Origin of the sequence: Undibacterium sp. TJN19, from assembly GCF_049339485.1 — a bacterium.
Lineage (GTDB): Bacteria > Pseudomonadota > Gammaproteobacteria > Burkholderiales > Burkholderiaceae_D > Undibacterium.
Map to the genome: position 1 here is coordinate 423,406 of NZ_JBMPPL010000001.1, position 25,329 is coordinate 448,734.

17 protein-coding genes are annotated in these 25,329 nt (G+C 55.4%); 11 read left to right on the plus strand and 6 right to left on the minus strand.

Annotated features, from left to right (window positions below; genetic code table 11):
• Window positions 1–40 precede the first annotated feature (40 nt).
• The 4 genes from ACO0LH_RS01950 to ACO0LH_RS01965 form a co-directional block, all read right to left on the minus strand.
• Window positions 41–6,784, minus strand: a complete 6,744-nt coding sequence (locus ACO0LH_RS01950; RefSeq protein ID WP_422939360.1) for a LamG-like jellyroll fold domain-containing protein — start codon at window positions 6,782–6,784, stop codon at window positions 41–43.
• Complete coding sequence (locus ACO0LH_RS01955; RefSeq protein WP_422939361.1) at window positions 6,781–8,802, minus strand: hypothetical protein; 2,022 nt, start codon at window positions 8,800–8,802, stop codon at window positions 6,781–6,783. Before ACO0LH_RS01955 ends, ACO0LH_RS01950 begins: the two co-directional genes overlap by 4 nt.
• Before the next feature lie 607 nt (window positions 8,803–9,409).
• Window positions 9,410–9,916, minus strand: coding sequence for a hypothetical protein (locus ACO0LH_RS01960; protein ID WP_422939362.1), 507 nt, complete (start codon window positions 9,914–9,916; stop codon window positions 9,410–9,412).
• A gap of 57 nt (window positions 9,917–9,973) precedes the next feature.
• Window positions 9,974–10,576 carry a phosphatase PAP2 family protein gene (locus tag ACO0LH_RS01965; protein ID WP_422939363.1) on the minus strand — a complete coding sequence of 201 codons (603 nt, stop codon included), beginning with the start codon at window positions 10,574–10,576 and terminating at the stop codon, window positions 9,974–9,976.
• A 284-nt stretch (window positions 10,577–10,860) separates the two neighbouring features.
• Here ACO0LH_RS01965 and ACO0LH_RS01970 point away from each other — a divergent pair, with 284 nt between their 5' ends.
• From ACO0LH_RS01970 to ACO0LH_RS01995, 6 genes are all read left to right on the plus strand, one after another.
• Window positions 10,861–11,088 (plus strand): hypothetical protein, encoded by a 228-nt coding sequence (locus ACO0LH_RS01970; RefSeq protein ID WP_422939364.1) that lies wholly within the window; start codon window positions 10,861–10,863, stop codon window positions 11,086–11,088.
• A 70-nt stretch (window positions 11,089–11,158) separates the two neighbouring features.
• Window positions 11,159–12,472, plus strand: a complete 1,314-nt coding sequence (locus tag ACO0LH_RS01975; protein ID WP_422939365.1) for an MFS transporter — start codon at window positions 11,159–11,161, stop codon at window positions 12,470–12,472.
• 88 nt (window positions 12,473–12,560) lie between these two features.
• Window positions 12,561–13,571 carry a M14 family metallopeptidase gene (locus ACO0LH_RS01980; protein ID WP_422939366.1) on the plus strand — a complete coding sequence of 337 codons (1,011 nt, stop codon included), beginning with the start codon at window positions 12,561–12,563 and terminating at the stop codon, window positions 13,569–13,571.
• 56 nt (window positions 13,572–13,627) lie between these two features.
• Window positions 13,628–14,650 (plus strand): porin, encoded by a 1,023-nt coding sequence (locus ACO0LH_RS01985; RefSeq protein ID WP_422939367.1) that lies wholly within the window; start codon window positions 13,628–13,630, stop codon window positions 14,648–14,650.
• A 108-nt stretch (window positions 14,651–14,758) separates the two neighbouring features.
• Entirely contained in the window at window positions 14,759–15,220 is a 462-nt protein-coding gene (locus tag ACO0LH_RS01990; protein WP_422939368.1) for a cache domain-containing protein, read from the plus strand.
• A gap of 57 nt (window positions 15,221–15,277) precedes the next feature.
• On the plus strand, window positions 15,278–16,201 hold the full coding sequence (locus ACO0LH_RS01995; protein ID WP_422939369.1) for a LysR family transcriptional regulator: 924 nt from the start codon (window positions 15,278–15,280) through the stop codon (window positions 16,199–16,201).
• A gap of 34 nt (window positions 16,202–16,235) precedes the next feature.
• Here the strand turns inward: ACO0LH_RS01995 and ACO0LH_RS02000 are convergent, their stop codons facing one another.
• On the minus strand, window positions 16,236–17,396 hold the full coding sequence (locus ACO0LH_RS02000; protein WP_422939370.1) for an ABC transporter substrate-binding protein: 1,161 nt from the start codon (window positions 17,394–17,396) through the stop codon (window positions 16,236–16,238).
• A 24-nt stretch (window positions 17,397–17,420) separates the two neighbouring features.
• On the opposite strand from ACO0LH_RS02000, the gene ACO0LH_RS02005 reads away from it, so the two are divergent.
• The 5 genes from ACO0LH_RS02005 (at window position 17,421) to ACO0LH_RS02025 (ending at window position 24,553) form a co-directional block, all read left to right on the plus strand.
• Window positions 17,421–17,642, plus strand: a complete 222-nt coding sequence (locus ACO0LH_RS02005; RefSeq protein ID WP_422939371.1) for a hypothetical protein — start codon at window positions 17,421–17,423, stop codon at window positions 17,640–17,642.
• 119 nt (window positions 17,643–17,761) lie between these two features.
• A complete protein-coding gene (locus ACO0LH_RS02010; RefSeq protein ID WP_422939372.1) occupies window positions 17,762–18,226 on the plus strand; it encodes a hypothetical protein in 465 nt (154 codons plus the stop codon).
• A gap of 213 nt (window positions 18,227–18,439) precedes the next feature.
• A complete protein-coding gene (locus ACO0LH_RS02015; protein WP_422939373.1) occupies window positions 18,440–22,711 on the plus strand; it encodes a response regulator in 4,272 nt (1,423 codons plus the stop codon).
• A 147-nt stretch (window positions 22,712–22,858) separates the two neighbouring features.
• The gene (locus ACO0LH_RS02020; protein ID WP_422939374.1) at window positions 22,859–23,803 is read left to right on the plus strand and encodes a GGDEF domain-containing response regulator; all 945 of its coding nucleotides are present in this window, start codon (window positions 22,859–22,861) and stop codon (window positions 23,801–23,803) included.
• Between the two features lie 180 nt (window positions 23,804–23,983).
• Window positions 23,984–24,553: a YdeI/OmpD-associated family protein gene (locus tag ACO0LH_RS02025; protein ID WP_422939375.1), complete on the plus strand. Its 570-nt coding sequence runs from the start codon at window positions 23,984–23,986 to the stop codon at window positions 24,551–24,553.
• A 67-nt stretch (window positions 24,554–24,620) separates the two neighbouring features.
• On the opposite strand, the gene ACO0LH_RS02030 is transcribed toward ACO0LH_RS02025, so the two are convergent.
• The gene (locus tag ACO0LH_RS02030; RefSeq protein ID WP_422939376.1) at window positions 24,621–25,295 is read right to left on the minus strand and encodes a hypothetical protein; all 675 of its coding nucleotides are present in this window, start codon (window positions 25,293–25,295) and stop codon (window positions 24,621–24,623) included.
• Between the last annotated feature and the right edge of the window lie 34 nt (window positions 25,296–25,329).

Below are 25,329 nucleotides of genomic sequence, written 5' to 3' on the forward strand. Positions count from 1 at the left end.
AAGAAAAGGAAACCGCCTGGAAACCAGCACTCACCTAAGCCTATTTACCGTATTTCAAGCTAGCCAAACTGTGCGTTACCAGCGCAGTACCGCTTGCCAACGCGCGCACGCCAGTCACTACTGTGTAGATTCCCGTCGCGGCACCGCCAGTCGACTGACGGAACCAGTTCGCGCCTGTCTGGGTGAACATGAACCAGGGCATGCGCGCCACGAGCATGGAGACGTCCCGGACAAAATACAAACGCGTTTGCATCTTGAGATTCTCGTCTGCCTCATCCTGATCAAGAACCATCATCGCTCGACCGTAAATTATAATCCGTAGGGTAAGCAGGACGATGCATCCAATAGGCGCGAACTTGGCAATCTTAGCTTCTTTCTGGTCGAGCCAACTACCAGCGATCCCGCCGCCTAGCTCGCTCAATTGCTGAGGGGCAGGCGGCCTCACGATTTGTATGGCACCGCCGACCAACGTGATTAGGTCCCCCAGGGCCAGTACGCTGAAAACACTATACGTCATCCACTCTTTAGGTTCGACAATCTCCCAAGCTTCAGCGCTCAGTCCGCTCTTCATTCGGTCGTTGAATGCTGGCGTCCACGTGAGAGTCTGCAAACAGGAAGCGGCTATTCCGGTCGCACCTTTTAGCACTTTCATCATTCCGCGCACACGTGCTTCGGCCTGTGACGCCGCGCCGATACCGCCTGAGCTCACGCTCTTGGTGAAGAGAGCGTCGGATGCCAGGCCGGAGATGAGATTGATCGAGCGCAGCACGATGATTAAAGTTTCGCTGGACGTGTCCATTTCATTTGGTACTTTGGGTGCGCTGGACAGTTGTAGAGAATCTGTAGTCTTGCGTAAGGTGCGCGGTGCCTTGCCCTGTTCGGCACGCTTCATGCTCTCAACGAGACCCTTGTTGTCTTCCGCAAAAGTGCTCATCCGGCCTGACAGCGTCGTGACGACCAGATGTGCTATATGCACTGGCACAGCAAGGCCGAGACAGACCAGATCGAGGAGTGATAGTTCTGAACCTGTGATCCATCTGTACAAATCGCTGAGGAATGGAATCCGGATTTCCGTTTTCAGAATCTTCATGATCCAGTCCAGTCCTTCGATCAGCGCGCCGCTCACTGCAGTGAGCTCCTTGATCATCAGCCGGATGCTCGTCTCTGCGCCTTTCTTCAGGACAGCGAGAAGTTTGTCTAACATTTCGGAAAGCGATGTGTCGAGCAAGCCGGAAATCAGCGATGGAATGCTGTTGATCAGATCGTCGAAAGGACTTTCGCTACTGACGGCTATAGCTGGCGCGGCTGAAGTCACGCCAGTGACCGGGTTTTCCCGCGACTTTTGTATCACCATCTGCCCCTGCACACCTCGCGACTCATTGAGAACTGGCGAGTCGGACTCTCCTGCGCTAGCCGCTACTCCATTCACACTCTCGTTCCTCATCTTCGGTTTGACCGCAATCGCGTCAATGAGAGGCAGAAATGCAGCCTCAATTTTTGCGGGAGACATGGCGCGCTTGGTGGCGTCAAGACTCAGCTCGATGACACCTTTGATGATGTTCTTTGCTTGGATAATCGCCTTCCAGTTGAAGAGGGCGCGCAGGAACTCGATCGCTTTCATGATCATCACACCGATTTGCTCGAAGAAGCCCGCGACGGCATTCGCCGCCTCGACCACCGAATTAACGACGGTATGGACCACGCTCAGCACGCCATCGACCATCTTGGTGATCGCGAGTTCGACGGTATCGGCGATGGATACCACGATTTTCACGGCACCTTCATAGATATCCGTTGCCACATCCTTGATACCCTCCCACAGATCGCCGAAAAAGCCGCGCAGCAACACGCGTTCAGGAGTTGCCTCGCCGCGTTCTTCGTCTACCTCTGCCTGCGTTTCAAGCATCTCAAAGCGCAGACCCTGATTGCCGTGCGGGTCGTTGACGGCTTCAAACACAAATCCAAGATTGGAGTTGAGCGCTGCACGGGTCGCTTCGGGATTGAGCGCCTGCTGCATAGGCACGTGGGTCATGGTGCGGAAGGTCGCGACGCGGTCGCTGCCCGCAGGGCGCTGTGGTTGACGCATAGGCTGCGCATCAAAAAGTGCTCTTTCAGCACCATGCAGATTTCGCTTGGCCTGCTTGCGTGCCTTTGAACGCAGCATATGCGCATCGCCGCGCGGCTCCTTGGACGCAGCCGGATCAACTGGTTTTGCCGATGCCATTACAGTCTTGATTGCATTGGCCACCTTGTCTGCATGCGGCGCATAGTCCGGCGCGAGCAAGGTTTCACCATCGCCTTCCTTCATGCCTGGTTTCCAGCGTGTGGTGCGCTTTTCCATGAAGTCGGAACCGCGCACGTTGGCAAGTTTGCGATGCAACTCCTGATCGGCCGCGATCACTACCCGGTCATTCCTGTGCATGAAGCCAGCCCGCGCCATCAGGATGGGCGCGGTCAATGCTGATGCATCAGAGATGATGATGACTTCGCCCTGGCTGTCGGTCGTGAGCTCTGCACTGTTCTCTTTGTTGATCGCATACGAGCGGCCCACAACCTGCACGGTGGTTTGCTCGTCACCCCACAAGGATACTGGTTCACCGATCACGACCGTGCCGTCAGGGTTGGTGACGCGAATTACTGTTCTCCAGGTCGAGCGATCGCGGCTCTCGTCGATCTTGTTGCCACTGGTATAGGCATAGTCCTGGATCAGCTTGCTTTGCACGCTGAGTGTGGGTGGTGTTGCTGGTACCAGCATCTGTTCGTCCATCAGGACGTTGACGTGGAAGCGCTCATGACTCGCCATGAAACCGGCGCGCAGATCAATGGCTGGCGTGTGATCCACGCGTGAGGGCGTCACGAAGAAGGAAATAGTTCCGTCGTTGCCCGTGGTCGCCGAGAATACCCGCTGCTTGCCATCTGGCGAAGTTACGCCTGGTTCAGGTTCCTCTGCTGACCGCGAGCCGGTGATGCCGTCTGAATTGAAGAGAATCGATTCAGGCTGGTCGTCACGATTACGCACATACCAGAGGTTCATCGCTTGCCCAGCCATGCCGCTGCCGTCGGCACGGTGCACCTTGCAAGTCATCTGGTAGGTCTTGGGCTCGCCAGCGACATTGCGTAATATGCTCGCCTGGGTCGAGACATAGGGATACGATGGTTTCTCGAAAGCCAGATCCGACAACCACCAGACCGGGTCCTGGCCCGCGCCGACGACCGTGCCGTGGTGATGGTCGACACCCGCATCATTGACGTTCTGACGGTCGAAGTTCCAGAAGGCCAGCAGGTCAGGCTCGCTGCCGCGCAGTTTTACGTGCATACGTGCCGCAATTTCCGCAGGCTTAAGATAGGTGTCCCAAACACGTACATCCGCAATCATGCCGCAGAAAGGGCGCACCGCGTCGAGATTTGCGCCTGCTGCTGCGCCAATGAAGGCTTTCAGGCCCGGTGAGGTGTGCGCGGGTGCTTCCTCGACCAGGGTGCTGGTCAAATTTGGCACGGCCACGCCGTCGATATAGATGATTGCCGATTGCTCGGTCGAGCGCGAGACAGCGATGTGATGCCAGGTACCGTCATTCAGTTTGGCATCTGCACTCAGCTTCAGCATTTTCCACTTGCCGCGTTGCAGGGAGCGTGCGTGGTAGTGCAACGTACCGTCTTCATCGATTTCGAGATTGACGTCAAACTCGCCGTTTTGTGTCGGGCAAATGCCCAGCACACCACCACCAGGCCGCCGTTTGGAATCTACTTGCGCATCCGGCACGTTGACCCAGGCTTCGATGCAACTGAACGAAGGGTCCATCAAATGCAGGGTGTGTTTCGCAGCATCGACCGCTGGAATATCGACCATGGCGTAGGGTTCTGCCTTGGAAGGCATGCCCAGTTCATTGAGCCCGAGTCGCAGCACCATGGTGTCGCCGAAGACGACGCTGTGCAGCGCGCCGTCCCGGAAAGCGTCAGCACCTACCGCGTCGGCGCAGCCATAGTAAGCCGTGGCGGCGGAAAATGCAGCAGGCGTTACAATGCCCTGGTCATTGAAATACAGACCAACACGCGCGCCTGTTACAGGATCGAGAATGGCAATCGTTCCCGCGCTTGTTGTGCAGCAAACACGTCCGGCGGCGTCGAACACCGGCGCGTAAACCGAATGAGCTTCATGCGTTTTGAGTGTATGACTTGCTGGCAGCTTCACGCTCCAGCGTAGCGCCAGGTCAGAGATGGCAAATCCGTAGACCTCGCCTTTGTCGGTACCCACGACAACGAGGTCGCGGTCCAGCCTTGCGGCGATCCCGCTTATCGCGCCATTAATGGCAGCGTTTGCCTGCAGAACCACACCAGCATTATCGGCCGCAACACGTGTGAGTTTGGCATCGCGCACGCAGAACAACCATTCGCGGCTCGCTGCGTAGGCATCTGCGCTTACTGTCGTGCTCGCCTGGTTTCCGCTTGCCAGATCGATGCTGACCATCTTGAGTGCGCCCGGTGAACCACATAAGGCGAACAGGTGTTTGTCGCCGAGAGTCAACTGACGTACCGCAGCCGATACAGAAATATTGCGAACCCCGACAGGGACAGCGAGCCGGTCGACGATACGAATCTCGCCCGCAGGCGTTCCTGCCGCAAGATGTGTCTGTGTGACGGCTGGCGCGGCGAGCTGCGCGTTGGTCGGCTTCATGAAACCGGCGAACGAATCGATGCGTGCATATTCACCGCTCACTGCATTCACACCGATAAGACCATCATCGCTGGTCAACACGAAAAAGCGACCTGAGTCTGCCACTGGTGCCGAAGCTGCACCTGGCATATCAATCTGCCAGATCCGGCGTCCATCCGCGCGACGAACTCCGTATAGCGCGTTGCTCGTGCCAAACGCAATTGCACCGCCTGTCAGCGCTGCCGCTGTATCTACCGGTTGCTGGCCGCGTGCAGCCCAGGTGCCGGCATAAGGCCAGTGACTCTGCACTTCATGCAGCAGATACGGGAAGCCGGCATTGTCGAGTGTGAGGTCGGTGGGTGTCGAGGCCGCATTTTTGAAAGTTGCTTTGCTGGCGTGTCTTGCGACAGCATTTACTACTGGCGTTTCTTTGCCGGGAAGATGTTTTTCCGACAGTGTCCACAGGCCTTTCAGGCGCGGTTCGTTGCCGGTGAGCGCCACATGGCGGTTGTTTTGTACGGTAGCGACGTCGAGTGCGCGGTCCCAGATACGCAATTCGCGGATCAGGCCGTTGAAGTGCTGTTCTGCCTGTCCACCTGCTGACGGCCGTGCCGCACCGATAGTGAGCGCGCTCTTGCCACCGATAGAGAGGCCTGCCTGCGAATCGTCGCGGAAGAAGACGTCCAGCGATTTACCATCAAGCAGCGCGAGCAGTGTCTGATCACGCCGGATCAGTGCGATGTGATGCCACTCGCCATCGTTGGCGTGTGTTTCGCGCGTGCGGCCTGCATGTACCCGCTTCGCTGTTGCATCGACGATCGCAACGCGCAATTCACCATTTTCGCCAAGGTTCAAGCGAAAACCATGTTCTTTCGAGCCAGCCTCTGTGACGTGACTGGAGACGATCTCGCCACCTTCGCTGGAACGTATCCACGCTTCGATGCTGAAGTCGTCCATGCCAAAGTCGAACTGCTTGCCGTCTGCCTCTACGTCAATGTAGGAACTGATGCCGTCAAACAGTGCCGCATGCTGGCGCGCAAAAGGCCGCGCTTCGACCGAGCCACCAACATCAGGAATAAACACCGTGTCATTCGCGACGACGGGCGAATGATCACCCGCTATCTCGGGAAGTTCCATACGGCGTTCTACCTCGCCGGTAGACAATAGCAGCGTCGAGAGCATCCTGCGGTTGTCGGTTGTTACCATGACGCGGCCGGCAAGTAGCGATGGCAGGCCGGGCTTGTTGAGCGTGGTGCGCCAGGCTACCGTGCCATCCTTGGTGCGTACTGCAATCACTTCGCTGCTATTGCTTGCGATGAACAGGCCTGCTTTTTCAGCCAGCACTGGTGACAACCATACATCATTTGCGTTCTTTGGCTTAATCGCCGAAAACACCTCAGCACCTGTCTTGACATCGAAGAAATGCAACGATGTGCCGGCAGCGATGACGACGTCCCGGGCAACGCAGGGCTTCACGTTTGCATGTAGGGGCTCTGACGAAATTCCGCCTTTCGTGTATTTGAACCGGTCATCGCCAAAATCTACGTTGACTGCGTGAAGCTTACCGTCTGCCACGAAAAATACTGCACCTTCGCCATAGCTTACAGTGCCAGGACTCAGGTCACTGATGACCAGAGGGCCGAACACAGGCTCGCCATTGACGGCCACGAAACCGGAAACTTCTGTATTACCCGAATCGCCGATGTGCACGGCGATGATTTTGTCTTTTGCGGCGACCAGACCGCTGACCTGCGAGAGCCGCGGTGCTTCCCAGAGCTCCCAGTCGCCTTTCTTATTGCGCTTCTTCAATGGTTGACCATCAGCCAGGCGCAATGCGGTAAGTTCTTCACCATCCATGAAATACACGACGCCCGCTGCCGCGACGAGATAAGGGTCATCACCATAATGCGACTTGAACGTGTACGGAAAACCCGGCTCGGCGACCTGCGCATCGGGCAGGGGTTCCTTGCCACGAAAGATGTCGATCGCGAACAGTGTGCTTCCTGCAACACCGAGTAGCCTGTCACCTGCGACAACCAGGGGTTGCTGCGGCGAGAGTGTGCCAAAGCCATCGAAACGCCATAGTTCACCAAGGCGTTCGGGTGTGGGGAGTGCAGCAATAGTAGTGGTCATGCAGGTTTCCTCGGAAAACGGCCGCCGCCTGTATCAAGCGGTTTAACGTAATGAATAACGATCTCGTTGCCTGTTCGGCCTTTGAGAACGGTGGGCAAGGATCTTGCTCTGGAGTCGACCGCCCGGGAAGAGGCAGAGGCGGATGTGACGGTGGATCCCAGCCGCGAGAACGGGAGGGCGACGTCGCCATTTGCATCGGTGGTTGCGCTTATGCGGTCGCCATCGCTAAATTGAAGTTCTACGCGCTCGTTCGCCAGAGGGTGCGAACTGTGGTTGACTTCAGTGCCGCCCCAGGCCTCCTGCGAGGATGAGTAGATAATACGCACGATTATCGGACTTGCGAGGTCGCGCATGCGCTGCAGTACCTTGCGTGCGTTTTCTGCATCTTCGCTGGTGACAGCTGCACCTACCTGGTAGGAATAGAGAGCATGTTTGCCAATCATTGGTGGCAGCGGCAGTTCGCCTAATGCAGCGCCTGCCGCGGCGGCATCTGCGTAGGGTTGCAGGATTTTTTCCTTGTGCACGCTCCAGGACGCCTCGCCGTCTGCCAGCAGCGCAAGCAACTGCTCGCGTGTGCTGCTGTCCCGCGCAATCATGTACGCATCGATCATGGAAATCGTCACCTGCGTACGTATGCTCACTGGCGGCTTGGCTGTCGGGGAAAACGCTTCCAGTGTGCCATTGCGGATACTTTCTGGTGGTGGTGGATACCAGGCGACCGCCCTTTGGTCTGCCGCGTCCACGTTGTTTGCAACCAGTACCCTGAAGCCCAGGCCGCTACCAGGCTGGCGTGGTTCGCGGTCGAATTCAGCGACCATGAGAGGCCTGTTCTTGGTTTCGAGGAAACTGCTGTAGTGTGGCGCCAGGTCTTTGCGTGCGCCCCATCGTTCAGCAGTCACATTGTTCTTGGCGAACGAAATCAGGCGTGAGGATGTATCGGTGCAGACGAGCGCGAGCTGCCCTTCTTTTGGCAGTTCCAGCCAGCGCCAGTCTTCGCCCTGCGCAAGCTTGATTCTTGATGCTGAGCCTTGTTCATCAATGGGCAGCGCGAACACCCCGGTCTCCTGCGCATCGTTTCCCCAAAGCAGGCCTGAGTCTATGCGCGGCCTGATGCCGGGCTGCAGACTCGAGCGCCCGCGCGCTGGCCATTTGCCTTTGACCGCGGGCGGCAATGAATGGCCTTCAATCTCACGCACCAGACCTTCGCCAGTCACGTAGAAAAGTTGACACGCGAATTCGTCACTATGGGCTTCGGTTTCTGACTCTATCATCGCAAGTGCGGGCCGTGCGCTGTTGTCGTGGCGGACGGTTCCCATGCGTTGCAGCTTGTCGTCAAGCGGATGAATAGTTCCGTCACGTCCGATCGCGTAGACCAATGCGCCAGCCTTCGCTGCGACTTGGTGAGTGCGCACCACCGGGGCCGAGAAAATCATCTGTGCCGCGGCGTCCTCGGCTGTTGCCAGTTGGGCACGGATCTGGCCGCGGTTGGCACCGACGAGTTGCCCCAGGTCGGCGATCATTGCGAGCAGCTTTGTCTGTATGTCAGGCGTGCGGGTTGCGGAGGTATCGTGCTGGAGTGCTTCGCAGTTTTCAAGCAGCGTGAGCCATTCGGCCTTGCGGCGCGCACGCACCAGTGCGAGTTTCTTTTCGCTCTGCGCGGTATCGAGCACGTGTAGCTTGCCCCAGTTCACCGGACCATCAGCAGGCTTCCATGAAAGCTTGGGATTGAGCAAGTTGATGGCGGCCATGCAGGTGCCGTTGATAAGCTCCCATCGGCTCAGTACAGGCCCATCCTGCAAGAAAAGTTCGCCCGAGTGCACGGCGAATCCAGTGATGCGCGACTGAGCTGGAATCGACGTCATGAGGGTGGGATTCGCATTCACCTTGACGAGTGACAGACCCGAAGGTCCACCAGCAAAAACGACGGCATTCCCTTTGTCGAGGTAGGGTTGCAAGGCGGAATCGCCATAAGGAGCGATGTCGCCCGGAAGAGGAATCGGTTGCCATCTCGGTTTCATGCAGGAACCCTATCAGAAATTGAACGTGTGATGCTGAACTCAACCTTGGTTTCCGGTTGAGTACGACGGATACGAAAAAAAGAATATGACACTTAATTTAATAGTATTATTGCATGTATTTAAGATAAGTGTTCATATCAACTCAAATATATGATGTCAGCCCCTATCTGGTAAAACCAGTCGAAGTACCTATCGACTATAAGAGCGACGGTTCTGTCTATCCTTTTGGGATACCTGCACAGTTGCCGTCCATCTTATGCGTAGGCCGTTTTTATCTCTTAGGCCGACAATTGGCTCATCATGCTACGCATCAGGTCTGGTTGTAGTGTGGTTCCAGGACAGCTTTGCCCTCCCTATCGCCGAAGAAATCTTGCAGCACCTGAGCCAGACTGTCTGGAATGATCTTGCTGGCAGTTTTTATTTTTGAATCGTAGTGCAGCACAGCGTTCAAATCTCCCTGGCAAAAATAGATGGCTGCGCACGCTGCACACATGCGGCGCATTGCTAAGAACTCTGGAATGAACCCTTTGTTAAGCCTGCAGTGACCGGCTGCTGGCTATCCACATGCCTGATAAAACTGATTAGCAAATTCATCAATTTGGTATGCTCAACTCCCCCTATGCCACCAAACATTGTTCTTGAAGTCGTACTGCTCGGTTTCAAAAACCAGATAGGTAGTCGCGTAATAAAAGTGCGGCTCCCCGTCTTTGCAGTAATAGTGAGAAAGACCTAGTCTGTTTTTCAGCCAGTCCTCTGACAAACCCAGGACTGCAATGTCTGCCGGACAATGGCCGTTCTTTGCAATGTATTGTTGCACCAGGCTGATGACTTCATTGGCAGTCTTCCGACTGGAAACGTACAGATAGCTGTGCCAGGTAATGATGCAGCCAAAGGCTACAATCCACAGCAAGATCTTGTTCCTCAGGAAGCGCCTGCGACCCGGATTTTTCATCATCACGAAGAGATTAAAAATCAGGAAAGGCAGTGATAAGAGCATGACAAATACCAGCATGAAACCCGCATGCCGCTGCGCCAGCAGAAAAACAATGATGGCCGCAGCAATAAAGTCGGATTTCAGCGATAGTTTTTTGTCAGCTTGTACCAGGTCACCCATTCTTTCTCCGGTTTATAGAGCTCTGAAAAATTTCTTGCATCCCACATCATTCACCCCTTAGCGCCGTACCCACCCGCGCGCAATCGGCCAGGCCAGCACCAGGTGGTAAAAGCGCTCAGCCACAGCCATCACTGTGATTCCCCACTTAGCCCACAGGGGCATCATCAGCGCATAGGCCAGTAAAGCCACCAGCACCGCACCCACCATATCAAACGGGAAATGCACGCCCAGAAAAATACGTGAGCATGCTACGGCGACACCTGTTATGGCCAGCAGGCAGCCCCACAGGCTTTCGCCTGCGATGAGAAAACATAGCGCAATGCTGGCGAACACCGTGCCGTGGTCACTGGGGAAAGACGCATCTGCGGCATGCATCGTCCAGGTGTGCCCGACACCGATCATGAACGGGCGTGGGTGTTGCCACAACAAGGTCACCAGTTGCCCCAGGCCCAGCGCCAGCAGGCACACCAGCACTGACTGCAAGGCCAGCCTGCGTCTGTCTGCACCGCCCCATAACCAGAAGGCCAGCAATAACAGGGGCAGCAAAAAGATGAGGGCATCAGCAATAAAAATGGCGATGCTGATCATGGCTTGCGGTGTACCGTCAGTGGCATTCCATTGCAAGAAGAGGAGTTGATTCAGGTTTTCGATTTGGTGCATGGCTGATTTTTATTGTTGAAATCATGGTCATTACCGCAGCTAGCGACATTGACGTGCTGCTTTGGCGTAAAAAAGACAGTCCCCGCATTTTGCCACAGCTTTATTCAAGCGCCATATCATTGCTTTCTTACATCGGAATTTTCTCCGGCCTTCATTTTCTGTGCCCCGCTTTCACTCTATAGCTGAGCCTGCCATCAGCAGTTTTTACATTGCTTCACATAGTCCCAAAAACCTCTGCCGCATCAGAAAGCACGAGGTCGTGCCGAAACGGCACAGAGGCAAATTTGACGCAAAACTATACTCGCTTAAGCCCAGAGAAATTTGCCCGCGCTTCACACCAGATGCCAGATGTTGATACTGATGTTGATACTGATGTTGATACTGATGTTGATACTGATGTTGATACTGATGTTGATACTGATGTTGATACTGATGTTGATACTGATGTTGATACTGATGTTGATACTGATGTTGATACTGATATTGATGTGGAAGCCCGCAAGTTTTTTTGAAATTATTCAAAGTGTTTCGAAGTATCTCGCCCATACTGATGAGACCTGATAAAAATACCGGAGTCTGTATATGTCAGCACAACTGCAAACCCTTGCTGTTGAACCCCACAACACCGCCGCGCGCCAGCCGTGGAAAGAAATCTGCGCCGCCAGTATCGGCAATGCGCTGGAATTTTATGACCTGCTGATCTATGGCTATTTCGCCATCATCATTGGCAAGCTGTTTTTTCCGGCAGACAGTGAAACCACGTCTTTGCTGCTCAGCGTCGGCACCTTTGGTATTTCCTTCGTCATGCGCCCGCTGGGTGCCATCATGCTGGGGTCATATGCGGACCGTGCGGGGCGCAAACCTTCGCTGACCTTGTCGATCACCATCATGATGATAGGCACAGGCATGATCGCCTTTGCGCCCACCTATGCGCAGATTGGCATTGCTTCGCCCATCATCATTATCGTTGCACGCATGTTGCAGGGCTTTTCTACCGGGGGTGAATTTGGTGCTGCCACGGCTTATATGGTGGAACATGCTGACGGCAAACGCCGTGGCTTTTTCGCCAGCTGGCAGTTGTCTACCCAGGGTCTGGCGACGGTGCTGGCTGCCGGTATCAGTGCGCTGCTCAGCTACACGCTGACGGATGCGCAACTGAGCGACTGGGGCTGGCGTCTGGCCTTTGCCTTTGGTTTATTGGTGGGGCCAGTGGGGCTGTATATACGCAACCAGATTGATGAAACACCAGAGTTCAAAAAAGTAAAAGCCATCAAGGCTGAACGCTCGCCCCTGCGCACCGTGCTGCTGCATGAAACCACCAACCTGCTGCTGGGCATAGGTGTGGTGTCGGGTGCGACGGCATTCAATTATGTGCACAAACTGTACATGCCCACTTACGCCCTGAAGCAATTGCACATACCCGCCACGTCTTCATTTTTGGGCGCGATGATCACGGGCGTGGTGCTGATGATTACCGCCCCTATCTTTGGCGCGATGTCTGACCGCTTTGGCCGCTTCCGTGTATTGTCGATTGCGCTGATGCTGATCGGCCTGACGTCTTACCCGCTGTTTTTGATATTGAATACCTGGCCAACGGTGACGACGCTGATCGCCGTACAGTTTCTGGTCGGCCTGTTGATCGCTGCCTGTCTGGGCCCGATACCGGCAATGCTGTCAGATATTTTCCCGACCACATCACGTGGTACTGGCCTGGCCTTGAGCTATAACTTCTCTGTCACCATCTTTGGCGGTTTTGCGCCACTGCTGGTGACCTGGATGATCTCTGCCACTGACAACAAGATGGCACCCAGTTTTTATGTCATGGCGACATCGGCCATCAGTGTCATCGCCGTGCTGGCGCTGGCCCAGCGTATGAAACGCAGACCGCAAAGCTAACACTCACCTCACTTATTCCCTCTCATTTTTACCGCTCTCCTGCCTGGCAGGCTGGGTCACCCTTTGTCTTTTTTTTGGAATTATTTACATGAAAACCCTGGATCAGATTCGTGCCGGATTACCTGTGTATCCTATCGAGGTCGATTTCCCTGACATTTCCAGATGGCAGAAAAGTAATACCGGCGTCGATTACATCCACACTTTCGACAGCGGCATCGCTGGCCCGCATGTGATGGTGATGGCGCTCACGCATGGCAATGAAGTAAGCGGCGCAATTGCTGTCGATGCCCTGTTGCAGATGCGGCCCAAGCCTTTGCAGGGCCGCATCACGCTGGGCTTTGCCAATGTCGATGCCTACCTGAAGTTTGACATCAACAACCCGGATGCGACCCGCTACATTGATGAAGACATGAACCGTGTCTGGTCAGCAGCCAGGCTGGATGGCAAGGGCGATAGCGTGGAACTACGTCGTGCCCGCGCGCTGCGCCCCCTCATCGACAGCGTCGATTACCTGCTCGACATCCATTCCATGCATGAAGAATCTCCACCGCTGATGATGAGCGGCCCGCTGGAAAAAGGCTTGCGCTTTGCCGCGCAGATTGGCGTGCCGACCAATGTGATTGCAGATGCAGGTCACCCGAACGGCAAGCGCATGCGTGACTATGGCGGCTTTGGCGATGTCAACAGCCCCAGGAATGCCTTGCTGGTAGAAACCGGCCAGCATTTTTCTGCGCGTAGCCGCGATGTAGCGCTGGATACGGCCAGCCGTTTTCTGGCAGCCACCGGTGTCATGGACATCATGCAGCTATCGCATTTTTTGAAACTGGCTTACCCGGTCACACAGCGCTTTTTGCAAGTCACGCAACCGGTCGTCGCCAAGACCATGGACTTTGCATTCAGCCGCGATTTCCGTGGGCTGGAACTGATCAAAACTGCCGGTACCACGATAGCCACAGACAATGGCACAGACATCGTTACGCCCTATGACGATTGCGTCATCGTCCAGCCTTCACTGCGGCACCTGGGGCCCAATGTCACCGTCATGCGGCTGGCAAAGCTCCTAGCGTATAGCCCGGCAAACATCGATGAACATACCTGATTTTTTACCTGATTGATTTACCCGTTTCTTCCATCAAAACCTTGCAAGGACTTATCATGAAAACCCCACTCTTGAGCATCGCCACTTTGCTGTCTGCCATGTCAGTCATGTCAGTCATGGCAACTACTGGCCTGGCGCAGGCACAATCGAATGTCACCGTGTATGGCGTGGTTGACGCTGGCATCGTGTATGAAAACAATGGCAGCACCACCGTCACCCGCATGGACAGCGGCATTTTGAACAGCAGCCGCCTGGGTTTTAAAGGGACAGAAGACCTGGGTAATGGTCTTAACGCCATCTTCCTGCTCGAAAGCGGCTTCAATGTCGATACCGGTGCGCAGTCAGATGCGGCCAGGCTGTTCAACCGCCAGGCATTTGTTGGCCTCACCGGTGCGTTTGGTGCGGTGCGCATGGGCCGCCAGGTCAACCCTGTGTATGCCAACAATGCGACGTTTGATCCCTTTCGCATCGGCATGGCGGGGGATTCTTCCCGCCTGATCAGCTTTAACGGCAGCCGTACCGACAACCTGCTGACGTATAGCTATGCCGCCAATGGCCTGCGGGGTGAATTGCAATATGGTGCCGGTGAAGTGGCGGGCAACAACAGCGCCAACCGCACCCTTGCTGGCTTTGCCGGTTACCAGGCCGGGCCTGTGGATGTCGTCATCACGCATCAAAACATCAGGAACGCAACTGACACCAATGCCACCAAGATGACCCTGATAGGTGGCAATGTGCAAATCGACTGGGCCACTCTGTACGCCGCCTACGGCTGGGAAAAAGGCGTGATACTCGGCACCACCAGCCCGCTTGATCAGCGTGACTTGCTGCTGGGCGCACGTGCCAAGGCAGGCGAAGCGGGTACTGTGGTGTTCTCCTACATCCGCAAGACCGACAAGGCAGTGGCGAATGCAGATGCAACGCAAGTGGCAATAGGCTATATCCATGACCTGTCAAAACGCACGGCGCTGTATACCAGTTATGGGCAGATCCGCAATGATGGTGCGGCCAAATACAAGGTGCTGACCGGTGGCGCGACGGACAAGGTATTGAACGTGGGCGTGCGTCACTATTTTTAAGGAAACGCTGACCGGGCTTTGAGATTGGGCTGGATGCTAAAGCGCCGCTTGAAGCCTGCCTTGCCCTCCTCTGCACCAGTCATCCATTGCACTTTTAAGGAAAAAATCATGAAAACTTTCAAGACGCTTAAGCTGTTTGCCCTGTCCTTGCTGCTGGGTTTGATGACCCCTGCCTTTGCTGCAGATACACCAGAAGACGCCATCGCCATTGTCAACAAAGGGCTGGCTTATGTCGATGCCCACGGCAAAGACGCCCTGATCAAAGAAGTCAATAACAAAAACCCGGCCTTCATCAAAGGCGATGTCTATCTTGCCCTGCGTGCGATGGATGGCACCACCATCGCGCATCCCATGAACCCGCGTGTGGTAGGCAAGAACATGGTGGTCTTTGCAGACGCAGACGGTAAATTCTACAGGAAAGAAATCATCGATGTTGCCAAAACCAAGGGCAAGGGATGGGTGGATTATCGCTACAATAATCCCGAAACCAAGGAATTGGAAAAGAAAGCAACCTATTTCGTGCGCAGCGGCGATATGATATTGGAAGCGGGAATCTACAAAGGCAAGTAAGCCAAATAAGCTCACCATCAACCTGCCATAAGCGATTGCTACCAAGAGGGCATCAACATGCAACTGACATGGCTGGAAGATTTTGTCGAACTGGCGCGCACGCGCAGCTTTTCGCGGGCGGCTGAAAACCGCTTTGTGACCCACCCTGCCTTTGGGCGACGCATACGCGCGCTGGAAGAATGGGTCGGTGCCAGCCTGGTAGAACGCCAGCAGCCGGTATCGCTGACGCCGGCAGGCCTGCTTTTTCTGGATGCCGCCATCCACACGCTGGATGTGCTGAACGCCACCAGGGCACAGGTGCAGGATACCGCTTACCGCCAGGACAACACCCTCAGAATAGCCACTGGCCGCACGCTGGCCAATACTTTTTTCCCTGACTGGTACGAATCGGTGAACCGCCGCTACGGGCCGTTTTCTGCTTCCATCACCACCAGCGGTGCGCAAGAAGCCATCAAGCATTTATCGGCTGGAGATGTTGATCTGGTGGTCAGCTATTCCAGCCCGGCCACACGCCTGCTGCTGGACCCGCGACAATTTGAAACCATGGCACTGGAGCGCGAAGTGCTGGTGCCTGTCAGCGCGCCAGACGCACAGGGGCGGCCAAAATTTCGCATCTCGGTGTCAGGCAATGCGCCGACGCCGTGGCTGGCGTATTCGACCTCCCTCACCTTGCGCGGCGTGCTGGCCAGGCACCTGTCTGAATTGCCGCGCAAGCTGGCCTTGCAAACCGTGTTCCAGGCGGATTCGTATGAATCGATACTGGAAATGGCCAAGCGCGGTACCGGCCTGGCCTGGTTGCCCCAGCGCCTGATACAGGACGACTGGAAGCAGGGCAAGCTGATGATCGTCGGCGATGCCAGCATGCGCGTCAGCTTCGACATCTGCCTGTGCCGCCTGCGCGGCAGTAACAATGCCATCGCCGATAAAATCTGGAATGGCTTGCTGGCAGACATTGGCCAGAGTGGCGGTCCGGTTGGATAAGTCGCTTTGCGTCTGACAAAGCAAAGACATCGCCTCATTCAATGAAATGCCCGCCAGAACCAATCACGGTCACCGTCACAAAGCCTGAGCCATTGTGCTTGCCAGCAGAAAAGCTGAGCGGGAAATCACCAACATTCCAGTCATGCATGGATTCCAGCGCGGCCAGCAAGGCTGGTCTGGTCAGTTTGTTGCCGGTACGTTTCAGCGCTTCTGTCATGACCTTGGCAGCGATAAAACCTTCCAGCGAAATATGGCTGGGTGTGGTCTTCAATGCAGGTGTGGTCGTGGTGTTGAGCGTAGCCTGGTATTCGCGGGCGATCTGGGTCTTGCCATTGAAGGGCGATGGCACCACCTGCGACAAGACCAGGCCACGACTTTCTTCACCCAGCTCAGCCACCAGTTGGTGCCCGGCGATCAGGCTGCGGGCAAAGTATTGTATGGGCTTGACCAGCGCGGCCTTGTTGAATTGCTGGATAAACTGCACCGCATCTTTTCCCGACACGCCCAGCACCACCGCATCCGGGCGCGCCTGTGCCAGCACACTGATGTTCTTGGAAAAATCACTGGACTGCAAAGAAATCACCGTGCTCACCAGCGGCGTCAGTTTCAGCACCTGCACCTTGCCTGCCAGTTCTTTTTCCAGCGCAGCACCTGAAGAACTGTCATAGCGTATCAGTGCCACCCGCTTCAAACCCATGACAGAAAATTGTTTGATCAGGGTATCAAGCTCGGCAGAAAAACTGGCACGTGTCATGAACAGATACGGGTTGACGGTCGCATACAATTCATCATTGCCCGCATAGGGCGCCACATACGGCACCTGCGCTGCCGTGGCAATGGGCAAAGACACTTTGACGGTGTTGGTGAACATATGCCCGAACAGCGCCAGCACATGATATTGCGTGATGAGCTTGCGGGTATTTTCTTCAGCCTGCTTCGGTACATACACATCATCAAAGGTCATCAGTTTGATGGCACGGCCATTGACACCGCCCTGGCGGTTTATCTTTTCAAAATACAGCAAGGCGCCATCGCGATAAGCCTTGCCCAGCTCACTGAAACTGCCCGTCAAAGGGGCTGATTGCCCCAGCACGATGTCGTCAGCCGCCACATTGTCGGCCCATACCCTGGCATGTACCGTAGACAAAAAAGCAGCCGCCAGCATCGCTTTCATGAGCAATAATCTTGTACGCACTGTCGCCCCTCCCGATGTGATGGCATGACCGTTAAAGTCTTTTTAAAGTCTTTTAAAGCCTTTTTTACCAGCGCATTGCTGGATCTGGTCAGGGGAAAGTATAGAAGGCAGACAAGGCGAGTCCTTGCTGATTCGGCACACATTTTTGCTGATTTGTTGATCAACAGCGTGGGGAGAGAGGCGAATGCTAGAAGTGTCCTATTGCTGGTCAAGCTGGCAAGTGCCAGCCATGTCCAGGCATATTGACACGTCGGGAAAATGATAATATCTTGACAACAAACCTACCTATGCAGCCATCATCTTTCATGGTAAATTGCAAACACCGTCATTGAACCCCGCTAACCTCTACTGCTGAATAATTCACAATGGCAGAAAGCATCATCATCCATTTCCGTACAGCCGATCACGATTCGGTGGCAACATTGATTTCTCAACTGGCTGCGCCTGCCGGGGCGGCGGCAAGCTGGCATTATCCCGATCATGTCGCCTACACGCTCACCCTTTATCCTTACCATGATCTTCTTGATGAATATGAGCCAGACAGCATCAGGCAACTGAAAAATCTGCTGAATGGTCTGCATAATGGCCTGCTCGATGGTCTGCATAATGCCCTGCCCAGCTCATCCTGGATCATTGAATTACGCCGGTCTGTCGGTGACCGTAGCGTGGCAGATGCGGCGGCCATCGCCATGCATCTCATCGGCGTGCTTGACGGTGTTATTGACGATACCTGTGGCGAGATGTGGACAGCCGCAGAAATCAGCGCTGGTGTGATTAAAAGCGAAGGGGCGTTTCTGGATTGTTACCGCACTGGTGTTGGCTCTCTATGAGTAAATTCATCTTCCCAAAACCAACATCTGCTATTATCAACATAGTAATTATTATTAACAAGCTGTAACAAAACCCGCACTGCTGCTGTATCAATACGCTGTGGTTATCGGGTAGACTAAAGATATGACACTGTGTGTAACGGCCATTGTTTTGCGGCGGTTACGTTCAGCATATCGCCCTATCAGCGTCACCTCTTCGGGAGACTGAGCACAATGAGCGCCCCGCCGGCACCTGGCTCACCAGCTAAAACTGTCGCTGTGTCCACGCTGCTGTATTTTGCGCTGGCACTGGTCGGCATCGCCCTGTCACGGCATGCAGAAAACGTCGCCGTCATCTGGTTTGCCAACGCCATCGTCGTGGCGTATATGAGCGAACAACCATTGAAAACCTGCGTGCCCTTGTTTGCCGGTGCCATGCTGGCCAATTTTTTCGCCAACCTGCTGTTTGGCAGCGGGCCGCTGATGTCGCTGCTGTTTTGCGTCGCCAATGCTATTGAGATCGTCCTGGTGACGTATGTCATCAAAACCTATGACCTGGCAAGGGATTTCGACAAATCCAGCAACCAGCTACTCAAGCTGATCATGCTGGGCATCTTCTGGCCCTGCGGTGTCAGCGCCACGCTGGGGGCGGCGATTGCCTCGTGGGCGGGGCTGGGCAGTTTTGAAAAGATATTCCCGACCTGGTATGTCGGTGCGGCGCTGGGTCTGGTGTTGATGTTCCCGCTGATGAAACTGATTTTGCGCCCCGGGCAGCAGAGTTTGTTCAAGCACATCCGGTGGGGGTATTTTATCCGCTTTGCCCTGCCGTCAGTGCTGGTGGCGGTGCTGACGCTGGAATACCTGCCCTTCCCTTTTGTATATGTGCTGGTAATTTTGACCTTTGCGATACAAAAACTCAGTTTTGAAGAAGCGCACGTTCTCATTACGCTGACCATAACCGGCGTAGCGCTGGTGATTGCCTTTGGCCAGGTAGGGACCGTCATCATCGCTGAAAACTGGCGGATTTTGCTGGTCTACCTGCCAGTGCTGATCACGGCCATTCCCGCCATGCTGCTGTCGGCCAGCATGAACGAAGGCAAGATCAAGGAGGCCGAGCGCATGCAGTTTGCGGTGGATTTATCCAACAGCCAGGCTGCCCTGCAAACCGTCATCGACCATATGCAGGCCATGATAGGTTACTGGGACAGGGATGGCGTCAACCACTTTGCCAACGGGGCTTACCAGAAATGGTTTGGCATTGACGAAACCAGCATGCCAGGCAAACACATGCGCGAGCTGGTGGGTGAAGAACGTTACCAGAACAACCTGCCGCATATCGAAGCCGCCCTGCGCGGCGAAGCGCAGATGTTTGAACGTGTCATCATTGATACCACGGGTGAACAAAAACATGCGCTGGTGTCGTATATACCGCATGCCTTCAACGGCGAAGTGCGCGGTTTTTATACCTTTGTCAGCGATGTCACGCCGATAAAGCAGGCACAGTTGAAAGAAACCCGCGCCCAGGCCAGGTTGACCAGCATCTTTGAAGCCGCCAGCGAATTTGCCATCATCGCTACCGACATCGAAGGCAATGTCCAGTTGTTCAGCAAGGGCGCAGAGCGCCTGCTGGGCTATCGTGCAGAAGACATCGTCAACCGGCAGCCACCCGTCATCATCCACCTGCGTGAAGAAGTACATCAGCGTGCCGTCGCCCTCACAGAAGAACTCGGTTACCCTGTCAAAGGCTTTGAAGTGTTTGTCGCCAAGGCACGCATGGGCATACTCGAAGCTCAGCCCTGGACTTATCTCACCAGCAGCGGCGAGCATGTGCCGGTGACCGTGATGGTCAGCGCCGTGCGCAATGAAAAAAACGAGATCGACGGCTTTCTGGGGGTTGCCACCGACATCAGCCGCCACAAGCTGCTTGAGGCATCGCTCATCACCGCCAAGGAAGAAGCCGAACTGGCCAGCCGCACCAAGTCTGAATTTTTGGCCAACATGAGCCATGAAATCCGCACCCCCATGAACGCCGTGCTGGGCATGAGTTATCTGCTCAGCAAGACCGAGCTGAACCACAGCCAGCGCAATTACCTGGAAATGATACGTTCGTCAGGCCAGTCGCTGCTCAGCATATTGAATGACATCCTCGATATTTCCAAGATAGAGGCGGGCCGTATTGAATTATCGCCAACGCGGTTTTACCTGAAAGACATCCTGAGCGCCCTGGCCAATATGATGTCAGTCAATGCCGGTGAAAAAAAGCTGGAACTGTCGCTGGGCATTGATGCCGATGTGCCGCGTGAACTGGTCGGCGATGCGCTGCGATTGCAACAGGTGCTCATCAACCTGATCGGCAATGCCATCAAGTTTACCGAAAGTGGCGAGGTGTCCATGCTGGTGCAGCTGAAAAAAACCAGCGTAGCCACGCCAGTCGCAGCAACAGACAGGGCAGGTAATCTGCCGATACAGTTCATCGTGCGTGATACCGGCATAGGCATGTCGCCAGAACAGATAGGCCGCCTGTTCAATGCCTTTGAACAGGCCGATGCGTCTACCTCGCGCCGCTTTGGTGGCACCGGCCTCGGGCTGGCGATTTCAAAACGCTTTGTCGACCTGATGGGGGGCAACATCAGCGTCACCAGTACCGAAGGCCAGGGTACCGAATTTTGTGTTGAGGTGATGATGCAGATCGCCGCCCCCGTCAGCGATGCCGACATCGCCATTGCCCTGGCCGATGGCACGACCGACATCCACAGCCTGCAACCCAAGCTGGGCATCAACCGCATATTGGTGGTGGATGACAATGCCACCAGCCGCAGCTACATTGCCAAAACCATCGAGGCCTGGGGCTGGCGCGCCGATACCGTCGGTTCCGGCGCTGTGGCGCTCGACATGGTGCGCCAGCAAATGACAGAGGGCGGTGGCTACAGCGCCATTCTCGTCGACTGGCATATGCCCGGCCTGGACGGGCTGGCCACCGTGGCCGCCCTGCGCGTTATATTAAGTGAATCTGCCGTCCCCCTCTTGCTCATGAGCAGCCCCTATGAACGCAGCAACATCAGGCTGGATAAAAGCCAGCCCATGCCCGATGCCGTACTGCTCAAGCCCGTCACTGGTTCCAGCCTGTATGACGTGCTGCAAGAAACCAGCTATAACAAAACCAGCGGCAATACCTGGATCAATCGCAGCAATCTTGGCGATAGCAATGCCACCCTGCCTGCCAGCCACGGCAGGGCCGCAGGCACGCTCAGCGGGCAGGTATTTGCTGGCAACCATGTCCTCTTGGTCGATGACAATAAATTCAACCAGATCGTCGCCAGCGAGATTTTGCAACAAACCGGCATCAGTCTCGAAGTGGCCAACAACGGCAGCGAAGCCGTTGAAATGCTCAAGACCCATGCTGACCGCTTTGACCTGATCCTCATGGATGTGCAAATGCCCATCATGGATGGCTGGGTTGCCACTGAAATCTTGCGCAAGGAACATGCACTGCAAATGCCCATACTGGCCATGACCGCCGGTGTCATGCATTCTGAACGCGAACGTTGCCATAACGTCGGCATGAACGATGTCATCGCCAAACCCATCGATGTAGACCAGTTGCTGAAAACCCTGGCACGTTACCTGCCCAAAAAGCCGCAGCCAGCCGGCATGGCTGTCAATTCAGTAAACCCGGCCAACTCAGTGGATGCCGCAACCAACCAGACGGGTGTACCAGCGATGCAAGACGCCAGCGCTAATGCCATTACCCATACCAGTGATGCCAGCCCCGACATTGGCTCAGCCACCGGCGTGTTTGACCCCGATAAGCTCATCTCCCTGTCCAAAGGTAACCCCGCTGTCGTCAAGACCCTGTTTGGCGTCATGAAAAACATGATAGGCACAGCCCGCAGTGAATTCAACAAAGCCAGGCAATTCTGGGATGCCGGCGAAACCGTCCAGGCCGCCCGCACCCTGCACACCCTGCGTGGCAGCATAGGTACGCTGGGCGCCAAAAATTTTGCCGAAACCGCGCTCGAACTGGAAATGGCCATCAGCGGGCAAGACAGCCAGGCCATTTTGCCCCTGTTTGCACTGGCAGAAACCCGCCTCACCCAAACCGTCAGCACTGTACAACACTGGCTGCAAGAACAGGCCAGCCGCAGCGCCGCCGAAGAACAGGTTGCCGCCAGCCACAGCAATGATGCCCAGGCCAGTGTCAGCCAGCAGCAACTTGACGAATTCAGCGCCCTGCTACAGACACAAAACATGAAAGCCTGCGAAGTCTATCAAACCCTCAAACCCGGCCTTGCAACGACCGGTGCCATTACTGCCCGCTGGCCCGCTGCCCGTCGCCAGGCGCTCGATACCGCCATGCTGGCGCTGGATTTTCACGCTGCGCTGGAACTGGTGAATGACCCAACCCCGACCACAATCCCAGCCACCGACCTGGCCTCAACTCCGGCCACAGCCCCGATCCAGGTTACAGACGCCGCTGCCGCCTTGAGCGCCAGCCCTGGTTCATGAGCAAAGTTTGCCAGCGCAGGCCCAAACTGCGCCGCAAACACAGCCCTGTTGTAACATCAGCGCAATTTGATTGCATTCAGGTCAGTGAATGCTATGCTATTGCCAAATTCAGCAGGCAATTCTTGCCCGCCCTACCATTTTATTGCTATGCCCACATTAAGCTATCTGGCGTCCCTGACCAATAATCAGGAATTATTATCGAAACGGCCACGCATCCTCGTGGTGGATGATCAGGCCCTGAACATCCAGACCCTGTACCAGATATTTTCTGAAGACCATGATGTCTTCATGGCCACCAATGGCCCGCGCGCCATTGAATTTTGCCAGCAGACACCGCCTGACCTTATTTTGCTTGATGTCATCATGCCCGGAATGGATGGCCTGGAAGTCTGCGCCGAGTTAAAACGCGATGACCGCACCAGCGACATCCCCATCCTCTTCGTCACCGCCCAGAATGATGCGCTCGAAGAATCACGCGCCCTGACTGCCGGTGGCCTGGATTTCATCAGCAAACCCGTCAACCCCGACACCGTGCGCGCCCGTGTCAAGACCCATATCACTTTAAAGTTGCAACGCGACCTGTTGCAAAGACTGGTCTTTACCGACCCCCTGACGGGCCTGGCTAACCGCCGCAGCTTTGATAATTCCTACGACAAGGAATGGCGTCACTGCCTGCGCCACCGCCATGCACTGTCCATGCTGATGATAGACATCGATTATTTCAAGCTCTACAACGACCACTATGGTCACCAGCAGGGCGACCATTGCCTGGCTGCCGTCGCCGCCAGCCTGCAGGCCAATTTTGGCCGCCCGCATGATGTCGTCGCCCGTTACGGTGGTGAAGAATTCATCTGCCTCATGCCCCAGTGCGAACTCGAAGGCGCACGCAACAAGGCCGAAAACCTGTGCCAGGTATTGATGAGCATGGCCATCCCGCACAGTGAATCCAAGATAGGCGACGTCGTCACCCTCAGCATCGGCGTCGCCTCCACCGTGCCCGACGAAACCCAGACCCGCGAAAGCCTCATCGCCGCCGCCGACGCCAAACTCTACGAAGCCAAAAACGCCGGCAGAAACCGCGTGGCGGCTTGAGTGGGATGAACCGGCATTGCCTCCGGTTTTAAAGACACCGCTGTAGCGTGAGATAAGATCAATCCCAAAACCAAAAAGCCTACCGCAGTGTTTCTGTGGTGCGCCTTTTGGTTTTAAAATTGAACGCAATCCGCATAGTATGTGAAACCCGCGCCCATCAACCTGATAAGCCCGCCCCACATGACCCCTACTGAACCCCTGTCATTTGCCACGCCAGCCGATCTCAGCCTGTGGCTGAAAACCCATCATGACAGCCACAAGGAACTGTGGGTGCGCATCTACAAGAAAGGCAGCGGCACGCCCAGCGTAGACTGGAGTGACTGCGTCATCGCGGCCATCACCTGGGGCTGGATAGACGGGCAGCGCAAGGCGCTGGATGAAGCCTCGTTTCTTCAGCGGCTGACGCCACGCCGGGCCGGGTCGAACTGGTCTAAGAAAAACAGTGAGCATGCCGAACGCCTGATCGCCGCAGGCCATATGCAAACCGCTGGCCTCGCCCACGTGCAGGCGGCGCGTGAAGATGGCCGCTGGGAACAGGCCTATGCCGGTTCTGCCGACATGGTCATCCCGGATGATTTTTTGAAAGAGCTGAAAAAGAACCCTGCCGCCAAACGTTTCTATGCCACGCTGAACCGCCAGAATTTATTCGTCATCTACCACCGCCTGCACACCGCCAAACGCCCCGAAACCCGCAGCAAGCGCATCGCAGCCATGATAGAGCAACTGGCGACAGAGAAGGCTTTTCATTGAAAGCCAGGGGCTGAGTGTAAGCGAGATTCAGCGAGACTCAGCCAGACTCAGCGAGATTCAGCCAAATTCAGTCAGCATGGATATCTTCGTTGGCATTATTGCGCACGAAGTGGTCATCATGGATGTCGAATGTCGATGCCGCCATGGGCTTGCTGCTGAGTTTGGTGACACGCCATTGCACCTGAGATGCGCTGTCGGTGATCAACAAGGGCAGGCGATACTTTTTGCTCCAGCAAATCTTACTTTCAGTGCTATTGCGTGTCAGGCTGTACCAGTTGCAATTGTCCACCGGTTTTTCTTGCAGCAAGGGCTTGTCAGTCATGGTCAACTGGTACGCAGCAGCAGGCCGGCTGAGCGCATGCGACATGCTGAACCAGTCGGTGAAATGGCCGATGCGGTACAGGTTGGTACGGTCAATATCGGTGCGTATCTTGCGTTTGAGGTCGAGTACAACCATGCTCCATTCCAGCTCTTTGGGCTGCTTGAAGATGAAGGTTTCCAGTGCGTCGTCCGTGCGGCGTTTGAGGTGCTGATGGCGGTCACGCCAGACTTGCACCTCGTGCTTGTCTGCCCCCAATTGGTAACTGGCCTGGAAATAAACCTGAGCCGGTTCTGCCTTGTCGTTAAAGACTTTGTCAAAATCCAGGCTGTCAGCCTGACTGCTGGCCGCGCACAGTGTGGCCGCGACAAAAAAAATGACCCGCGCATGGCGCGGGCGAAAATTCAATGCAAAAAAATTCATTTTACTTAGTGCCTGCAACGATTTGATCCGGAGC